This window comes from Bradyrhizobium sp. dw_411 (assembly GCF_018449695.1).
In the GTDB taxonomy this organism is placed as follows: Bacteria; Pseudomonadota; Alphaproteobacteria; order Rhizobiales; family Xanthobacteraceae; genus Bradyrhizobium.
The window spans coordinates 448790-466301 of record NZ_JAAVUY010000002.1 but is presented as its reverse complement, the minus strand read 5'-3'; the positions used below and the strand labels follow the sequence as shown (position 1 = coordinate 466301).

General features: G+C 61.6%; 13 protein-coding genes. 8 read left to right on the top strand and 5 right to left on the bottom strand.

Annotation, left to right across the window (positions count from 1 at the left end):
- Nucleotides 1-232: 232 nt before the first annotated feature.
- Nucleotides 233-2074, top strand: coding sequence for a dihydroxy-acid dehydratase (gene ilvD, locus HB676_RS04725; protein WP_213736505.1), 1842 nt, complete (start codon nucleotides 233-235; stop codon nucleotides 2072-2074).
- Between the two features lie 115 nt (nucleotides 2075-2189).
- Here the strand turns inward: ilvD and HB676_RS04720 are convergent, their stop codons facing one another.
- The gene (locus HB676_RS04720) at nucleotides 2190-3104 is read right to left on the bottom strand and encodes a dioxygenase (protein WP_213736504.1); all 915 of its coding nucleotides are present in this window, start codon (nucleotides 3102-3104) and stop codon (nucleotides 2190-2192) included.
- Between the two features lie 138 nt (nucleotides 3105-3242).
- Between HB676_RS04720 and HB676_RS04715 the strand changes: the two genes are divergently transcribed.
- Both HB676_RS04715 and HB676_RS04710 read left to right on the top strand, forming a co-directional pair.
- Nucleotides 3243-4505: a serine hydrolase domain-containing protein gene (locus tag HB676_RS04715; protein ID WP_213736503.1), complete on the top strand. Its 1263-nt coding sequence runs from the start codon at nucleotides 3243-3245 to the stop codon at nucleotides 4503-4505.
- Between the two features lie 149 nt (nucleotides 4506-4654).
- Nucleotides 4655-6163, top strand: a complete 1509-nt coding sequence (locus HB676_RS04710) for a sensor histidine kinase (RefSeq protein WP_213736502.1) — start codon at nucleotides 4655-4657, stop codon at nucleotides 6161-6163.
- Between the two features lie 113 nt (nucleotides 6164-6276).
- Here HB676_RS04710 and HB676_RS33705 read toward each other — a convergent pair whose 3' ends face one another.
- Nucleotides 6277-6564, bottom strand: a complete 288-nt coding sequence (locus HB676_RS33705) for a hypothetical protein (RefSeq protein ID WP_346347255.1) — start codon at nucleotides 6562-6564, stop codon at nucleotides 6277-6279.
- Between the two features lie 776 nt (nucleotides 6565-7340).
- On the opposite strand from HB676_RS33705, the gene HB676_RS04700 reads away from it, so the two are divergent.
- The 5 genes from HB676_RS04700 to HB676_RS04680 all read left to right on the top strand — a co-directional run bounded on the left by HB676_RS04700 (nucleotide 7341) and on the right by HB676_RS04680 (nucleotide 13072).
- Nucleotides 7341-7736: a helix-turn-helix transcriptional regulator gene (locus tag HB676_RS04700; RefSeq protein ID WP_213736501.1), complete on the top strand. Its 396-nt coding sequence runs from the start codon at nucleotides 7341-7343 to the stop codon at nucleotides 7734-7736.
- A gap of 490 nt (nucleotides 7737-8226) precedes the next feature.
- A complete protein-coding gene (locus HB676_RS04695) occupies nucleotides 8227-9570 on the top strand; it encodes a L,D-transpeptidase family protein (protein ID WP_213736500.1) in 1344 nt (447 codons plus the stop codon).
- Between the two features lie 181 nt (nucleotides 9571-9751).
- Complete coding sequence (locus HB676_RS04690; protein ID WP_213736499.1) at nucleotides 9752-10576, top strand: enoyl-CoA hydratase; 825 nt, start codon at nucleotides 9752-9754, stop codon at nucleotides 10574-10576.
- Nucleotides 10577-10696: 120 nt separating this feature from the next.
- Complete coding sequence (locus tag HB676_RS04685; protein ID WP_213736498.1) at nucleotides 10697-11680, top strand: tripartite tricarboxylate transporter substrate-binding protein; 984 nt, start codon at nucleotides 10697-10699, stop codon at nucleotides 11678-11680.
- Between the two features lie 204 nt (nucleotides 11681-11884).
- Entirely contained in the window at nucleotides 11885-13072 is a 1188-nt protein-coding gene (locus HB676_RS04680) for an FAD-dependent monooxygenase (protein WP_213736497.1), read from the top strand.
- A 711-nt stretch (nucleotides 13073-13783) separates the two neighbouring features.
- On the opposite strand, the gene HB676_RS04675 is transcribed toward HB676_RS04680, so the two are convergent.
- From HB676_RS04675 to HB676_RS04665, 3 genes are all read right to left on the bottom strand, one after another.
- Entirely contained in the window at nucleotides 13784-14866 is a 1083-nt protein-coding gene (locus HB676_RS04675; RefSeq protein WP_213736496.1) for an isocitrate/isopropylmalate dehydrogenase family protein, read from the bottom strand.
- Between the two features lie 144 nt (nucleotides 14867-15010).
- Complete coding sequence (locus HB676_RS04670) at nucleotides 15011-16075, bottom strand: alcohol dehydrogenase (protein ID WP_213736495.1); 1065 nt, start codon at nucleotides 16073-16075, stop codon at nucleotides 15011-15013.
- A 108-nt stretch (nucleotides 16076-16183) separates the two neighbouring features.
- Complete coding sequence (locus HB676_RS04665; RefSeq protein WP_213736494.1) at nucleotides 16184-17389, bottom strand: CoA transferase; 1206 nt, start codon at nucleotides 17387-17389, stop codon at nucleotides 16184-16186.
- Nucleotides 17390-17512: the final 123 nt, after the last annotated feature.

Below are 17512 nucleotides of genomic sequence, written 5' to 3'. Positions count from 1 at the left end.
CAAACCGCGCAGAGCGAGCTTCGCTGTCAAAATTTGCGATTCGCTCAATCTGTGTGCGCTGCACAAAAATTGAGCGGGAACCGAATTCCCGTCGGGACAAGGTCGTCAGGATGTAATGCGAGCCTACCTGACCGTCATTCTCGGCACTGGCAACAATCCACGTTCCATGATTTGCCTCCGGCATTCAAAGACGGCCGCCACCTCGAAATCTTCGCTACGTAAAGGACAGACCATGCCCGCCTATCGCTCCCGAACCACAACCCATGGCCGCAACATGGCGGGCGCCCGCGGGCTCTGGCGCGCTACCGGCATGAAGAACGAGGACTTCGGCAAGCCGATCATCGCCGTGGTCAATTCGTTCACGCAATTTGTGCCCGGTCACGTCCATCTCAAGGACCTCGGACAGTTGGTGGCGCGCGAGATCGAGAACGCCGGCGGTGTGGCCAAGGAGTTCAACACCATCGCAGTGGATGACGGCATCGCGATGGGGCATGACGGAATGCTCTATAGTTTGCCGTCGCGCGAGATCATCGCCGACAGCGTCGAATACATGGTCAATGCGCATTGCGCCGACGCGATGGTGTGCATCTCCAATTGCGACAAGATCACGCCGGGCATGCTGATGGCCGCGTTGCGGCTCAACATCCCGACCGTGTTCGTCTCGGGCGGTCCGATGGAGTCCGGCAAGGTCAACATCAGGGGCAAGATCCGCGCGCTCGATCTGGTCGATGCCATGGTCGCGGCCGCCGACGATACCGTCAGCGATGCCGAAGTCGAAGTGATAGAGCGATCCGCGTGCCCTACCTGCGGGTCCTGCTCGGGCATGTTCACGGCAAATTCCATGAACTGCCTGACCGAAGCGCTCGGTCTGGCGCTGCCCGGCAACGGCTCGGTACTGGCGACGCATGCAGATCGCAAGGGCCTGTTTGTCGAAGCCGGCCATCTGATCGTCGATCTGGCGCGCCGCTACTACGAACAGGAAGACGAGACGGCGCTGCCGCGCACGATCGCGAGCTTCAAGGCCTTCGAAAACGCGATGACGCTGGATATCGCGATGGGCGGCTCGACCAACACCGTGCTGCATTTGCTCGCCGCTGCTTATGAAGGTCAAATTCCATTTACGATGCAGGATATCGACCGGCTGTCCCGCCGCGTGCCGGTGCTCTGCAAGGTCGCGCCCTCGGTGCCCGACGTGCATCTTGAGGACGTTCACCGCGCCGGCGGCGTGATGGCCATTCTCGGCGAACTCGACCGCGCCGGCCTGATCAATCGCGGCCTGCCGATGGTGCACTCCGGTTCGATCGAGGACGCGCTGGAGCGCTGGGACATCCGCCGTACCCGAAGCGAAAACGTCCGCACCTTTTTCAAGGCCGCGCCGGGCAACGTGCCGACGCAGGTCGCTTTCAGCCAGGAGCGCCGCTTCGAGGATGTCGATACCGACCGCACCGCCGGCTGCATCCGTGACGCCGAGCATGCCTTCTCAAAGGACGGCGGCCTTGCGGTCTTGTCCGGCAACCTCGCCGCGGACGGCTGCATCGTGAAGACCGCCGGTGTCGACGAGGGAATCTTGAAATTCGAGGGCCCGGCGCGAATCTTCGAAAGCCAGGACGCCGCGGTCGAAGGAATCCTCGGCGGCAAGATCAAGGCGGGCGATGTGGTCGTGATCCGCTACGAAGGACCGCGTGGCGGCCCCGGTATGCAGGAAATGCTCTATCCCACCAGCTACCTCAAATCGAAGGGATTAGGGAAAACCTGTGCCCTGGTCACCGACGGCCGTTTCTCCGGCGGATCGTCAGGGCTTTCGATCGGGCATATCTCGCCGGAAGCGGCCGAGGGCGGCCTGATCGGGCTGGTGGAGGACGGCGACCGCATCGCGATCGACATTCCGGCCCGCTCCATCCGCCTCGTCGTCGACGACACTATTCTGAACCAGCGCCGTGAGGCGATGCTGGGTCGTGGGGCGCAGGCTTGGAAGCCGGCCAAGCGCGCGCGCAAGGTGACGATGGCGCTCAAGGCCTATGCCGCGCTGACAACCAGCGCCGCACGTGGCGCGGTGCGCGTGGTCCCGGAGTGAAACGAGCGATGTGAGCGCGCGGAGCGACGAACGATTTCACGGGCATCAACATATGCCCGTGGAGCAGTTCGGCTTCAGCGGAGCGGAAAACCCGGCTGATATCCGTCGGCGGCCTTCAGGCGTCCTCGGTCACCGCCATCATCGGCTTCGGCGCGATACCCACACCCGGCCTGACGCGGAAATTATAGGTCATCAAATGCCACGGCGTGCTGCCGGCGGGCTTGCCGTCGGGCATATTGGCATCGGTGCGTTTCTCGATCTTGGAAATCAATTCTTCCTTCACGCCGAACACAACGTCGGAGTCGATATACTTGTCGCCTTCGATGAAGACGTGGGTGACCAGCGGCTCATGGCCGGGCGCGTTGACGAGAAAGTGCACATGCGCCGGCCGATACGGATGGCGTCGCACCCCCAGGATCATCTGGCCGACCGGCCCGTCGGTCGGGATCGGATAGCTGCAGGGCAAAATGGTGCGGAAGGAGATCCGGCCATCCTCATCGGTGATGAAACGCGCCCGGGATGACGGACCTGAGGTCTCGTAGTCGGGCCTTTGCGAGTCATAATAGCCGTCGTCGTCGGCGTGCCAGACATCGACCGGAACATTCGCCAGCGGCTTGCCCGCGAGATCAGTCACCCGGCTCTGCACGAACATCTTCTCGCCCTGCAGATTGGGAGAGATGTCGGTGCCATGCGGCATCGCCTTGTGCTCGCCGACATAGAACGGGCCGAGCACGGTGGTCTCAGTGGCGCCTTCGCGTTCGCGGTGGTTCACCGCGTCGACCAGCATCGAAACCCCGAGCACGTCCGACAGCAGGATGAATTCCTGCCGGCTCGGGGTGCATTTCTGGCCGACACGGGTCAGAAAATCGATGGCGTATTCCCATTCACCGAAGGTCAGGTCCGTCTTGCGGACAAACGCATGCAGCGACTTCACCAGTTCTTCCATCAGGAATTTGACCCGCGGATCCGGCGTCTCTTCAAAGCTCTCGAGCACGGCGGCGGTGAGTTCGGTGTCGTTGAATTGGGGCATGGTTGTTGTCCTGCGGGTTACACCATTGTGGGCGCGAGCCTACACCAGAGATATGGCAATGGTAAGCGGCTGGCAGTTGGAACAGGACCCACTTTTCGGCTATCAAGACCGCCCGCGTCAGCTTCCGGAGAGCTTCCGATGTCAGCTTCTGCCTCGCCCGAATCCGCCGGGATGTCCAAGGCCGCCTTCGACCGCCTCGAAAGCCACCTGAAGACGCGCTACATCGAGGCCGGCCGCTTTCCGGGAACGCAGCTCCTGGTCTATCGCCGCGGCCAGGTGGTGCACAGCGCGGTGCAGGGTTTTGCCGACATCGAACGCAAAACCGTCATGAAAGACGATACGATCTTTCGCATCTATTCGATGACCAAACCGATCACCTCGGTGGCCTTCATGATGCTGTTCGAGGAAGGCCGCGTCGCGCTCGACGAGCCCGTGCATAAATACATCCCGGAATGGAAGAACCTCGGCGTTTTCCAGGCCGGGACCAGGCCGGCCTTCCTGACCAGGCCGCCGTCGCGGCCGATGCTGATCGTGGACCTGCTACGCCACACCTCCGGCCTGACCTACGGCTTCCAGCAGCGCTCCAATGTGGATGCGGCCTATCGCGAAATCAAAGTCGGCGAGATCGAGAAGGCGGGAACGCTGCAATCGATGATCGAGGATCTCGCAAAAATTCCGCTGGAATTCTCACCCGGCGAGGCCTGGAACTATTCGGTCTCGACCGACGTGATCGGCTATCTCATCGGCAAAATCGCCGGCATGCCGTTTGAGCAGTTTCTGCAGGAACGCATCCTCGGTCCGCTTGGCATGAAGGACACCGGCTTTTTCGTCCCCGCCGACAAGGCGCATCGCCTCGCGGCGTGTTATTCGGCCAATCCACAGGGCGTCACGACATCGACCGGCCTTAAAGACGGCCTGACCTTGCAGGATGACCCGACCACCAGTTCCTTCCTGACGCCACCCTCCTTTATTTCAGGCGGTGGCGGGTTGTGCTCGACGGCATCAGATTATCTCACCTTCTGTCGCGCCTTGCTCAATGGCGGCGAACTCGACGGCGTGCGGCTGCTCGGCCCGAAGACGCTGGCGCTGATGACAGCCAATCATCTGCCCGGCGGACGCGACCTGCCGGAAATGTTGCGATCGCTGTTCTCCGAGGCGTCCTATAACGGCATCGGCTTCGGCCTCGGTTGGTCGGTGACGATGAATCCCGCGCAAACCCTGATTCCCGGCAGCGCCGGCGAATATGCGTGGGGCGGTGCGGCGACGACCACGTTCTGGATCGATCCCGCGGAGGAGTTGATTACGATTTTCATGACCCAGGTGCTGCCGTCGAGCGCCTATCCGATCCGGCGCGAGCTGCGCGCCATGGTCTATGCGGGGATCACCGACAGCAATCTTTAGCGTCCACACCGATCCCGCGCTGCGACGGCCCCCCGCGGGAAACCACCTCGCGGACCCAAATTATTGGCGTGAATCAGCCACTTCTCCTATGCTTTTCGGAACACGTTGGGTTGGACCGACTTATCGTGTGCCTTTATGCCGGAGTTTGAGTGCCGAAGCCCTCACTGCCTATGCGGCTGGCTCTTCTGGTCGCCGGAACTGCGCTGCCGCTGATCATCTTTGCGGCCGTCATCGTGTTCCACGACTACCAGCGTGACCGCCGGGACGCCGAGCTGCGGGTTGTCGAAACCGTCCGCAGTATCCGCCTCGTGCTCGATTCCGAGGTGCAGCGCGTGACCGGCGGACTTCAGGTGCTGGCGCTCACCGACACGCTGCGGGGCAGTGACTTTGCGAGCTTTCGCCGCATCGCGCTGGGCTTTCTCGACCAATACGGCAAGAACGGCGTCGTAATCGTGGCCGACCGCGACGGCCGCCAGATGTTCTCGACCATTTCGCCGGACACGCCGAGCCTCCCCCAGCGCAACAACCGCGCCATCGTGGAAAAGGTGTTCGCGACCAAAATGCCGCAATACTCCAATCTGTTCATGGGCTCGATGCGCAAGGAGCCGTTGCTGACGGTCGAGGTGCCGGTGCTTCGTGGCGACGAAGTTCTTTACGACATCTCGTTCAGCCCGCCGATCGACATCTTCCAGTCCATCCTCGACAAGCAACGCCCTGGCGAGGACTGGATCATCTCGATCATCGACGGGGACGGCATCAACTTCGCGCGTGTTCCCAATCCACGCGAGTTCATCGGCAAGCGGGCTTCAACCTTGCTGTATGCCGGGATGTCCAGCAAGTCCGAGGCTTCGCTGCCGACGGTGTCGCTGGAGGGATTGCCTTTAACCACCGCGTTTGCGCGATCCTCGCTCACCGGATGGACGGTGGCGGCCGGCATTACCGAACGCTCGCTGGTCGGCCCGCTCTGGCGCAATCTGGCGATCACCAGCGTGATCGGCGCCATTTTGCTTCTCACCGGCCTCGCCTTTGCAGTGCGGATGGCGACGACGATCGCGCGCGGCGAAACGCTGCATGATCTCCTGATCGAGGAGCTCAATCACCGCGTCAAGAATACGCTGGCGATCGTGCAGGCGATCGCGGTGCAGACCTTTCGAAGCGCCAGCCGGGACGAGCGCGGCAAGTTCGAGGGCCGGCTCGGCGCGCTGGCGGAAGCGCACAATCTGTTGAACACCGAGAAGTGGCAGGGCGCCGAATTGCAGGATGTCGTCGCCCGCGTCCTGCGGCCCTATCTGCTGAACAATCCGGACCGGCTGCGAATGTCGGGGCCGAAGGTGCCGTTGCCGCCGCGGCTGGCGGTGGTGCTGTCGATGATCGTGCACGAGATCGCGACCAACGCCGCAAAATATGGCGCGCTCTCAAACGAGACCGGCACCATCAGGCTGGATTGGGAAATCATCACCGAAAAGGCCCGGCCGAAACTGCGATTGATCTGGGCCGAGACCGGCGGCCCGCTTGTCGTTGCACCGGTACGGCGCGGTTTCGGCTCGCGGCTGATCGAACGCAGCGCGCGGGACCAGCTCGGCGGCGAAGCCACCATCGACTTCCTGCCGCGCGGCGCGGTCTATACGGTGGTCTGCTCGCTGCTGGACGAAGGCTAGGACCGGCCGGGGGGACTCTTTTTTATTTGACGCGTTTTCTTGACGCGGACCGGTGTCCACGGAGCCTGTCATCGGGCGCGCGTTGGCGCGACCCGTTGGCTCGAAAACGCTTTTTACTTGACCAGCTTCAGCGAAACCGCGGGACGTCCGCCCTGGCCTTGGGACGATCCTCGGGGCGATTTCGGGTCGCGCGGCTGTTCGGACAATTCCTCGTCCTGCACCATCGCATCGCACAGCGCCTTCAATTCCGAATCGGCGATCCGGTTGAGCTTGATCCGAAGCTCCAGGATAGCCACGGACACCAATTGCGCGGTCTCGCGATTACCGCTGGCGACAAGTGCGGCCTGACACTCCTCAAGAGTGGCCAGAATCGAAAGCAGTCGTTCTTCTGAATTAGCCACCAGCGTTTTTTCCGTTACCGAGCTTGCTAGGTAAAATCCAGGCGATCCAGTCGGTTTTTCCATAACCCCCCCTCCGCTCCAAATGGTCCGGATAGTCTCGAAACGACGCGGTCGATTTCTTTGCTGCAAAAGTATGCGACATTGTTGCTGCTTCGATCAAGCTCGATAGGCGGGCCGCCCTGCCCGCAAACAACCGGCATCCACGGCGCTGCCGGCGCTTTGGTTCGTCCACGTAGAATGTGGCGGAGAATAGCACGATCACCGCCGTGTTCGAATGCCAAACCTGGGGCCTTTTAAAAAAACTCCTGATCCGGCAGGGCGCAATTGAACGGCATCGCCTCGTCGCGCCCGGCACCATGCGGCCGCCGGGTTGCCGGAGGGCGTCCGGCCTGCCTTCAAGGCTGACTGGGGCCGCAAATTCCCTGACATTTTGTCGCAGGGCGCCTTTTCGGCGCTAATTATAAACGTTCAAAAATGGAGCGATCTTGAACCCGCCGTAGTTGTGGTTCGTATAATATTCTGCCAAGTCTAGATGTGCATGCGTCTGGCCGCTGGCGATAGCATTGCTCTGGAAGCGGGATGACGGCGAGGTACGGAACATTGTACCTCTCATAATCGGATCACAACCGTCATCCATCAATATGCATCTGTTACCTGTGGTTTAGTAAGGACGATTTGACCCATTCAAGCGAGGCCAAAGCGGTATATAAGGGGAAACCCTGACCCTTCCCCATTTGTTTGGGGGGCTTCATGACCGAAGGACGGTAAAAGCAGTTATGAACAAATCAGTCGCAAAGAAGATGAAGCAGCGAAGCGCCGGCAAGCCGGATATCGAACTTGGCAAGCGCATTCGGTTGCGCCGTGTCGAGCAGCGGATTTCCCAGGCCGAACTCGGTGACCAACTCGGCGTCAGCTTCCAGCAGGTTCAGAAATACGAGAAGGGGGTCAACCGCGTCGGCGCCGCCCGTCTTCAGCAGATCGCCACCGCGCTCGATGTCCCCGTCACGTTCTTCTACGACGGCGACGGCAAGGCGCGCGAAGTCGAGAGCCTGCTGTTTCTGGACAGCGCGTTCAGCCTCCGGTTGCTGCGGGCCTACAGCAAGATCAAGGACCAGACCGTCCAGCGTCAGTTGGTGTCCTTGATGGAATCCATTGCCGCCAACGAAGACTAGCGCCGGGCCTGCCCTGCCTGACTGAGATCGGCTTGGCTAATTGCAGCCAGGCCGCTCTCACTTGAAGCGCCGCGAATACGATCGATTAGCGCCAGCGGATCGAGCGGCAGCGTATTGCCGTCGAGAATGGCTGAAGGCGCCCAGCCGTTGGGATGCGCTGCCAATAACCACGACAGGTTTATAGCGTCGGGCGATTCCCGGACGCGTGTTCTTAATCGGCACCTGTCTTGCGAACCATATTAGCCGCCGCCGCGACATATGAAAGCCGCCAACCTTCGCTCGGGGCATGCGGGCAGGGCGGCAGCCGCAAAACCAACTTAATCAGCAATTCTAACTTAATCAGAATGCAACTCTCGCAGGCTAGATTTGCGAAAATCCGATTGCGGACCGCCTCCACCCATTTCGTGCGGCTCAGGCGGCCGGGCCTGTTGATTTCCGAGCCTGTCGATCTCATCGCAGCGCCACGCGGCGCATTCCAGGGGCATCCACCATGCGAAGAATGACCGTCGTTGCCGTCGCCACGATGCTTGTGATCCCATCGGCGCTGGCGATCCCGCCGGCATTTGGCCAAATCGAAGTCGCCGCCGGCCCCGGGCCAGTCGCCGCTAAACCCGCGACCCCGGCAGCGCCCCGCGTGCCAGCGATCAAGCAGGCCGCGGCATCGACTCCCGAATCGCGCTCCGCAGCCGCCTTGGCGCTCTCGCACGAGCCGACCTACGATGAAGGCACCGCGGCGCGCATCCGGGAAGCCGCACTCAGTTATTCGGACCTCGCGGTCCGCGGCGGCTGGCCGACAATCCCCGCCGACGCCAAATTCGCGATCGGCACCGCCGGCCCCAATGACGATCTCCTGCGCAAACGTCTGATGCTCAGCGGCGATCTCGCCCCCGACCACGCCACCGGGCCGTTTGACGAACCTCTCGCCGAGGGCCTGATGCGCTTCCAGTCGCGCCATGGCCTCGCGCCCACGGGAACCATGACCCCGCGCACGCTGACGGCACTCAATGTTCCCGTGCAGAAGCGCATCAAGCAGCTCGAGGCCTCGCTGGAGCGCCTCGACAATATGAATTTCCAGTTCGGACAGCGCTACGTGGTGGTGAACCTGCCCGCGACCTTTGCCGAGGCGGTCGAGAACGACAAGGTGGTGCGGCGCTATCGCGTGATCGTCGGCAAGACCGAGAAGCCGTCGCCAACCCTCACCACAGAAATCACCAGCGTCATCCTCAATCCGACCTGGACCGTGCCGTCCTCGATCGCGAAGACGGAAATTTCCGCGCATATGCGTAAAGACCCGACCTATCTCTCCCGCATGCACATGGAAGTACTCGACGGACACGACGCGCCGATCGATCCGGCATCGGTGGATTGGTCCGGCAGCCGGACGCCGAATTTCACGGTGCGCCAGCAGAACGGCGCGTGGAATGCGCTGGGCGCGGTGAAGATCGATATGCCCAATCCCTATTCGGTCTACATGCACGATACCAACCAGCACAATCTGTTCAGCGACGACTATCGCTTCGACTCGCACGGCTGTTCGCGGGTCGACAATGTCCGCGACCTCGCGACCTGGCTGCTGCAGGAAGAGATGGCGAAGTGGACCCGGCCCGCAATCGACGCGGCCATCGCCACCGGCCAGCACCAGGAAATCGCCCTGCCCAAGAAGGTTCCGGTGGCCTGGATCTATCTGACGGCCTGGATGACCAAGGACCAGACCATCCAGTTCCGCAACGATATCTACAACCAGGACGAACAGCTGCTCGAAGCCACTGCCGAGGAAGCCGCCTTCTTCAACAAGGCGGGCGGCCATCCGTTGACGGCGCATCTGGCGCAGTAAAAGTTGTCGTCATTCCGGGATGGTCCGAAGGACCAGACCCGGAATCTCGAGATTCCGGGTTCTATGCTTCGCATCGCCCCGGAATGACGGTTTGGGCTGCGTTCCCCACCCATTGCCGAAATACTGAAGCAATGCTTCATTGCGGCTGCATCCGATCGCAATCAACAAAAAGCAGCCTCCAATGCTCGATACCCCGAAAACACCCACCGAAAAATCCTACGCCGATGGCACCATCCTGATGAACGCCGCCGAGGGCGTCGGCGTCGTGACCTTCAACAATCCCGCCAAGCGCAACGCGATGTCGATCGAGATGTGGGAAGGGCTGGGCGCGGCCCTGATCGAGCTGCGCGACGATCCGGATATTCGCGTCGTGATCATGACCGGCGCCGGCGACAAGGCGTTCATGTCGGGCGCCGATATCAGCCAGTTCGAGAAAAACCGCCACAACGCGCAGGCGTCGGAAGAATACAGCAAGCGCAGCGACGCGACGCGCGCGCTGCTGGCGGATTATCCCAAGCCGAGCATCGCTTGCATCCGCGGCTTTTGCCTCGGCGGCGGCATGCAGATGGCGATGGCGGCGGATATCCGCCTCGCCTCCGACAACAGCCAGTTCGGCATTCCCGCCGCCAAGCTCGGCATCGCCTATGGCTATAACGGTCTCAGCCAGTTGGTCTCACTGGTCGGGCCGTCCTGGGCGCGGCTGTTGCTCTATACGGGCATGCGGATCGACTCCGCCGAGGCCTGCCGGATCGGCCTGGTCGATCGCGTGATCCCCGATGCAGAGTTGTGGGATGCGACAACTGAAATTGCCCGCACCATTTCCGGCAATGCGCCGCTGGCGATCAAAGCCGCCAAGATCACCATCGCGCAGGTGTTGAAAGATCCCGACCAGCGCGACAAGAAAGCGATCAAGGAGATCGGCACCGCTTGCATGGACTCGGAAGATTTCCGCGAAGGCCGCCGCGCCTTCATGGAGAAGCGCAAGCCGAATTTTACGGGGCGATAGACCCCCTCGGCATGAACCGCGGTGACGCCGAAAAGGCATCACCGTGCTGTTTATGTGATCTTTCCCCGTGGCCGGGAACGCTCTAGCTTCGCAACTGATGCGGCCGGCTAACAGGACAACATGATCAGCAAGCGGATTCTTCTCTCAAGCCTTTTGGCACTCTGCTGCCTTATTGGCCCGGGGCCCGCACGTTCAGATAATTATCCCTCGCATTCGATCGTCATCGTGGTGCCGTTCTCCGCGGGCGGGCCGACCGATACGCTGGCGCGGATCATCGCCGCCCGGATGCAGGTTCTGCTCGGGCAATCCGTCATCATCGAGAACGTCACGGGTGCAGCCGGCACACTCGGTGTCGGACGCGTCGTGCGCGCGGCGCCCGACGGATACACGCTCAGTGTCGGGCCGATGAACTCGCATGTGCTGACCGGCGCGATCTACAATCTGCCGTTCGATTTATTGAAAGATCTGGAGCCGGTGGCGCTGCTGGCCAACAATCCCTCCGTCGTCGTCTCCCGCAAGGACGCGCCGGCCAAGGACCTCAAAGAGCTGATCGCCTGGGTGAAGGCCAACCCGGAGCGAGTGATGGCGGGAACGTCAGGGGTCGGCGCGGCGACGCATCTCGGCGGCATCCTGTTTGAAACCCTGACCGGCTCGCATATCCAGTTCATCCCCTATCGCGGCACTTCATTGGCGATGCAGGCGCTGGTGGCCGGGCAGATCGATCTGATCTTCGATCAAATGTCGAGCTCGTTGCCCCATGTTCAGGAAGGCACCATCCGCCCCTACGCTGTGATGTCGAAGACCCGTGCGCAGGCCGCGCCGGACATTCCCACCGTCGACGAGGCCGGATTGCCAGGTCTTTATCTGCCGGTCTGGAACGGAATGTGGGTGCCGAAAAACACGCCCAAGGACATTATCGACAAGCTCAACCGCGCCGTAGTGGAAAGCCTCGCCGACCCCACCGTACGCAAGCGGCTCGGCGATATCGGGCAGGAAATCTATCCGCCCGAACAGCAAACGCCCGAAGCGCTGCGCGCCTATCAGAAGGCCGAGATCGAAAAATGGTGGCCGATCGTCAAGGCCGCGGGTATCAAGGCGGAATGAACCAACAACAAGAATGCTGGTACCGAATATGCCGGATCAGTGGGTCGCTTGTTGCCCATGCTTCGAGACGCTCGCGATGCTCGCTCCTCAGCATGAGGCTGTCGTGCTTCAACACCTTCGACCTCATCCTGAGGAGACCGCGAAGCGGTCGTCTCGAAGGATGGGCTGCAATACCGATTTGAGATTCCAGGTACCAAAACATACATGACCGTCTCTGAAAGGGTTCTGATCGCCGGCGCCGGTCCGGTGGGCCTCGTGGCCGCGGCCAATCTCGTGCGTCATGGCGTTCCCGTCACCGTGCTGGAAGGCGGCGTTGATTTAAGCACCGAATCCCGCGCCTCGACCTTTCATCCGCCGACGCTCGACATGCTGGCCGATCTCGACGTCGTCGAGCCGCTGATCGCGCAGGGCCTGATCGCGCCGACGTTTCAGTACCGCAACCGCCGCGACGGACTGATCGCAAAATTCGATTTCGGCGACATTGCCGACCAGACCCGGCATCCGTTCCGGCTGCAATGCGAACAGTCGAAGCTGACCCGGATCATCTGCGACAAGCTGCGGGGTAATCCGAACTTCGAGATCGCTTTCGCCAGTCCGGTTCACGCGGTCACCCAGAACAGCAACAGCGTCACCGTGACGGTCGAGCGCGACGGCAAGAGCGAGACGCATGATTATCGCTGGCTGATCGGCGCCGACGGCGCGCGCAGCGACGTCCGCCGCTCGCTCGGCATTGCATTCGACGGCTTTACCTGGCCCGATCGCTATCTCGTGGTCAGCACGCCCTTTGATTTCTACAGCGTCATTCCTCATCTCGACCCGGTGAGTTATCTGGCCGATCCCGTGCGCTGGCATTTCCTGCTGCAGATACCCAAACTTTGGCGCGTGATGTTCCGGATCGCGGCAGAGGAAAGCGACGAACTCGCGCTATCGCCGGAATTCGCGCAAACGCTGATGGCGCAGGTGGTGCCGGGCATCGAGCGCTATGAGATCGCCCATACCACGCTCTATCGGGTGCACCAGCGCGTCGCCGGCGCCTTTCGCAGCGGCCGCGCGTTCCTGATCGGCGACGCCGCGCATGTCAACAATCCGCTCGGCGGCATGGGCATGAATGGCGGCATTCACGACGCGATCAATTTGACCGAACGCCTCGCACAGGTCTGGTACGGGGAAAAACCCGACGCCGAACTCGACCGTTTCGACCTGCAGCGCCGGCTCGTCACCAAAGAACATGTCGAGCGCCAGTCGATCCAGAACAAGCACAATCTCGAAGCCGACGACAATGAATTCCGGGATTTGCTCCGGCAAACCGCCGCCGATCCTGCTTTGACCCGCGAGTACCTCGTAAAAGTCTCGATGATCGGCAGCCTGCGCCGCGCCGAACAATTGGGATAACGCGGCGCACGCTTATTTGCGCGATCATTGATTTGGGTGGGTTGTCCAGCCCTTCGATGAAGAATATTCTGTTTTTCAGAAATGGCAAATCATTGGTATGTTCGCAACCGTCCTGTCCCACAGGAGGGGCGGTTCGCGATCGTCACGGACGCGGGGCAGGATGCGGTGGACGCGGATGCGCCTTTGACGAACGGCGCAAAAGCGGACGGCGAAGTCGTGTGGTCCTGACGCCTCGACGCTGGCGTCAAGTTTCGTGGAATTTATCCGCGGGGCGACGGCGGCAAAAGAGCCCGATCGCCGGGGAGAGCGCGAAATAAGCCGTAAACCATCGCGCGGGGAGTGCCGGGTGTTTCCGGTGTGACCTGACTAACGCGTGTGCTTTTTGCTTTCTGCCATTGCACGCGCGAGGGCGGGCGCACCGAGCGCCCGGCATTCCCTGCGCCCTCTCAAGGGAGGGCGGAAGCTACAGGCATAACTCGGGCGGATTGCGTCGCGGGAATGCGGAGGTGTGTTCTGTCGTCATTGCGAGCGCAGCGAAGCAATCCATTCTTGCTTCCTTGTTGCTCTATGGATTGCTTCGCTGCGCTCGCAACGACGAGTTACCGTAGGGTGGGCAAAGGCGCACCGCGCCGTGCCCACCATGCCGCTAAGTAAAATGGTGGGCACGCTTGCGCTTTGCCCACCCTACGATTGACGAGCCCCGCGATGCGCCTACAACGCTTCCAACACCGCCTTGGCAATATCCGCAGTGCCGTTGCCGCCGCCGAATTCCATCGGCTTGATGCCATCCGCATAGACCTTGTCGACCGCGCGCTCGATGCGTTCGCCGGCTTCTGCGGCGCCCTCAAGGCCGTGCTTGTCGGCGAGCCAGTCCAGCATCATCGCGGCGGAGAGGATCATGCCGGTCGGATTGGCCTTGCCCTGCCCCATGATATCGGGTGCAGTGCCGTGGCACGGCTGGAATACCGCATGATGATCGCCGACATCGGCCGATGGCGCCATGCCCATGCCACCGATCAGGCCCGCCGTCATGTCGGAGAGGATGTCGCCGAACATGTTCTCCATCACCATCACGTCGAAATCCCAGGGACGCTTCACCAGCATCGCCGAACAGGCATCGACATAGAGCCGGTCGGTCTTCACGTCAGGATGGCGCTTGGCCGCGTCGTTGAACATCTCGCGGAAGAACGCGAACGCCTTAAACACATTCGCCTTGTCGACGCAGGTCAGCCCGCCATTGGCGCGCCCGCGCGCCTTGCGGCGCTCGGCGAGGCGAAACGAAAACTCGAACAGCCGCTCCGAAGTCTTGCGCGTGATGACAAGCGTTTCGCGCGCCTCGGTGTCGGTGACGATCCCCTTCCCCATCGAGGCAAACAGGCCCTCGGTGGATTCGCGGATCACCACGAGGTCGATGCCGCGTTGATCGGCGCCGACGATCGGGCTTGGCACGCCCGGAATGAGCCGCGCCGGACGCACGCCTGCATAAAGATCGAAATGAAAGCGCAGCTCCACCTGCGGCATGATCTCGGTGTTATCGGGGTAGCGCACCGACGGCAGGCCGCAGGCGCCGAGCAAGATCGCGTCGGCCTCGTCGCACAGCCGAACCGTACTCTCGGGCATCGACTTGCCGGTTTCGAGATAATGGTTGGCGCCAGCCGGCGCCTCGGTGAAGCGGAACTTCAGATCCGAGGTCTTTTCGATCTTGCGCAGGATCTCAAGCGTCGGGTCCATCACTTCAGGACCGATACCGTCACCGGGCAGCACAGCAATATGGAACGCGTTATTGGCAGACATGGGGATTCCTTGGATGGGGCGAATAACAATCGTCACTGCGGGTATACCGTCATTCCGGGGCGATGCGTAGCATCGAGCCCGGAATCTCGAGATTCCGGGTCTGGTCCTTCGGACCATCCCGGAATGACGGCAGTAGGAGCGGAGTTACGGCGTCAGCACCGCACGCCCGACCAGCCTGCCCTTTTGCAGATCGACCAGCGCCTCGTTCGCCTTGGCGAGCGGCATCGGCGTTACCGGGATCGGGGCAATGTGCTTGGTGCGCACCAGATCGAGCAATTCCTGCGTCTCGCGGAGATTGCCGACATAGCTGCCCTGGATCGTGATCGCCTTGATCGGGATCAGCGGCAGCGCCCATGGCGCGCCGCCGCCGAACAGGCCGACGATGACAAGCTTACCGCCCTTGGTCAGGCAGTCGAACCCGAGCTGCGTGGTCTTGGCGTTGCCGACAAGATCGATCACGGCGCGAATGGGCTCGCCGGCTTTCTTCGTCAATTGCTCCAGCGCATCGGGCGCGCTGCCATCGACGGTCGCAAGCGCACCCGCGGCCTCAGCCGCTTCACGCTTGCGCGCATCGATATCGACGACGATGGCGCCCTTGCCGCCCATCGCCTTGAGCAGCGACAACGCCATCAGGCCAAGCCCGCCGGCGCCGAAAATAACGATCGGCGTGTGGAACACGTTCTCGACCTTCTTCAGCGCGCTGTAGGTGGTGACGCCGGAACAGGCATAGGGCGCCGCGGTGATGGGATCGAGGCCCTTCAGATTCAAGAGATAGCGCGGATGCGGCACCGTCATGTGATCGGCATAGCCGCCGTCGCAATAGACGCCGAGCGCATTGGGTTTCAGGCACATGTTTTCATCGCCGGCGAGACAGGTCTCGCATTTGCCGCAGCCGAGCCACGGATAGACCAGCGCGACGTCGCCGACCTTGAGGCCGCCGGTCTCATTTTTGGCATCCGGCCCGAACGCCAGTATTTCGCCGACGGTTTCATGTCCCATCGTGCGCGGCAGCGATACGCCGCGATCTTTCAGCGACAGTGGCTTGCGTCCATGGCCGAGATCGTAACCGCCTTCCCAGATGTGCAGATCGCTGTGACAGACACCCGCCGCCTTCACCTTGATCAGGACCTGCGTGCCCGATGGCTGCGGTGTCGGATGATCCACTTCCTGCAAAGGGGCATTGAAATCGGTGACCTGGAAGCTTTTCATGTGTTTCTCTCCCGTCGATGGCTTTGTATTTTAGATAGGCCGGAAATGCGGCCGCCGACAAGGCCGCAAAAGGCTTGGCTGCAAACGGCTTGTCGGCAAAGGATGTGCTCAGCGCCGTTCCGCCACTTTCGATTTGCCGGCAAAGGCAGCGATGGCCTCGTCCGAAAGACCGCTCTCTTTCAGGAGTGCAACCGTATGTTCGCCCAATGTCGCCGCGCGCTTTCCGGCGGTGACATTGGTTCCGGACATGCGAAACGGCATGTTCAGGACCTTGAATTTACCGCTGTCGTCTTCCACCTCGACCAGCGCGCCGCGATGCGCGATCTGCGGATCATTCAAGGCTTGCGCGACCGTGCGATAGGCCGAACAGGGAACGCCCACCGCGTTCATTTCAGCGAGACATTTTTCGGTATTGAGGGTGCGCGACCAGGTCTCGATGCCCTCCATCAATTCCTTCCAGTTGCTGCGCCGGTCGCCATATCGCGCAAAGCGCGGATCGACGATCCATTCCGGATGGCCAGCGGCCGTAACCAGACCCTGGAACGTCTTCTCGCTGGCGATCGCCACCATCACATAGCCGTCCGCGGTCTCGACCGGGCCGAACATCGGACGGCTCGGCGGCGCCACCTCGAATTGCGACCACTGCACTTCGTTCAGCGTCAGACTAAGCATCGACTCCAACATCGATACGTCGATGTGCTGGCCTTTCCGGCTCTCATGGCGCTGATACAGCGCCGCCGAAATGGCGCCGAAGGCATAGACGCCGGTCAGCACGTCTGCGTGATAGATGCCGCAATAATCCGGCCGGTCGCGCCCGGGCTGGTACGACAAATGCGCCATGTCATAGCCCGAGGCCGCATGGATCACCGGCGCATAGGCCGGCAATTCAGCCGACGGACCGGTCTGGCCGTATCCGGAGATCGAACAATAGATCAGTTTCGGGTTGAGTTGCTGCAGCGAGGCGTAGTCGAGCTTCAACCGCCGCATCACGCCCGGGCGAAAATTCTCCACGACGATATCGGTGCTCGCGACAAGCCGGCGGATCGCCTCGACGGCATCGGGCGATTTCAGATCGAGCACCAGGCTCTTCTTGCCGGCATTGAGCTGACCGAAGGTGCTGCTGCAACCGCCGCGAACCGGTGGCCGGGTTCGCATCGTCTCGCCTTCGACGGATTCGATCTTGATGACCTCCGCTCCCATGTCCGCCAGCATCCGCGTGCAATGGGGGCCGGCAATCGTGGTCGAAAAATCGAGCACGCGAAGACCCTCGAAACTCCGTGTCGTAATCCCCTCATCGTTTCCTTCTATGGTCATCGCAGAACTCCCTTTGGCCTTTATACTTTCAGCCTTGGCGCGACCCTAGATGGGCCTACCGCGCCGGGAAAGCCTCTTGGACAAAGGCGGAGTAAACCGCCGATGACGGTCCCGGGAATTCTC

What these genes read in the sequence shown, in the direction of transcription:
- HB676_RS04690 (WP_213736499.1), top strand. Translation starts at nt 9,752, where the DNA reads ATGCTCGATACCCCGAAAACACCCACCGAAAAATCCTACGCCGATGGC.
- HB676_RS04665 (WP_213736494.1), bottom strand. Translation starts at nt 17,389, where the DNA reads ATGACCATAGAAGGAAACGATGAGGGGATTACGACACGGAGTTTCGAG.
- HB676_RS04670 (WP_213736495.1), bottom strand. Translation starts at nt 16,075, where the DNA reads ATGAAAAGCTTCCAGGTCACCGATTTCAATGCCCCTTTGCAGGAAGTG.
- HB676_RS04715 (WP_213736503.1), top strand. Translation starts at nt 3,243, where the DNA reads ATGTCAGCTTCTGCCTCGCCCGAATCCGCCGGGATGTCCAAGGCCGCC.
- HB676_RS04700 (WP_213736501.1), top strand. Translation starts at nt 7,341, where the DNA reads ATGAACAAATCAGTCGCAAAGAAGATGAAGCAGCGAAGCGCCGGCAAG.
- ilvD (WP_213736505.1), top strand. Translation starts at nt 233, where the DNA reads ATGCCCGCCTATCGCTCCCGAACCACAACCCATGGCCGCAACATGGCG.
- HB676_RS04675 (WP_213736496.1), bottom strand. Translation starts at nt 14,866, where the DNA reads ATGTCTGCCAATAACGCGTTCCATATTGCTGTGCTGCCCGGTGACGGT.
- HB676_RS04680 (WP_213736497.1), top strand. Translation starts at nt 11,885, where the DNA reads ATGACCGTCTCTGAAAGGGTTCTGATCGCCGGCGCCGGTCCGGTGGGC.
- HB676_RS04695 (WP_213736500.1), top strand. Translation starts at nt 8,227, where the DNA reads ATGCGAAGAATGACCGTCGTTGCCGTCGCCACGATGCTTGTGATCCCA.
- HB676_RS04720 (WP_213736504.1), bottom strand. Translation starts at nt 3,104, where the DNA reads ATGCCCCAATTCAACGACACCGAACTCACCGCCGCCGTGCTCGAGAGC.
- HB676_RS04685 (WP_213736498.1), top strand. Translation starts at nt 10,697, where the DNA reads ATGATCAGCAAGCGGATTCTTCTCTCAAGCCTTTTGGCACTCTGCTGC.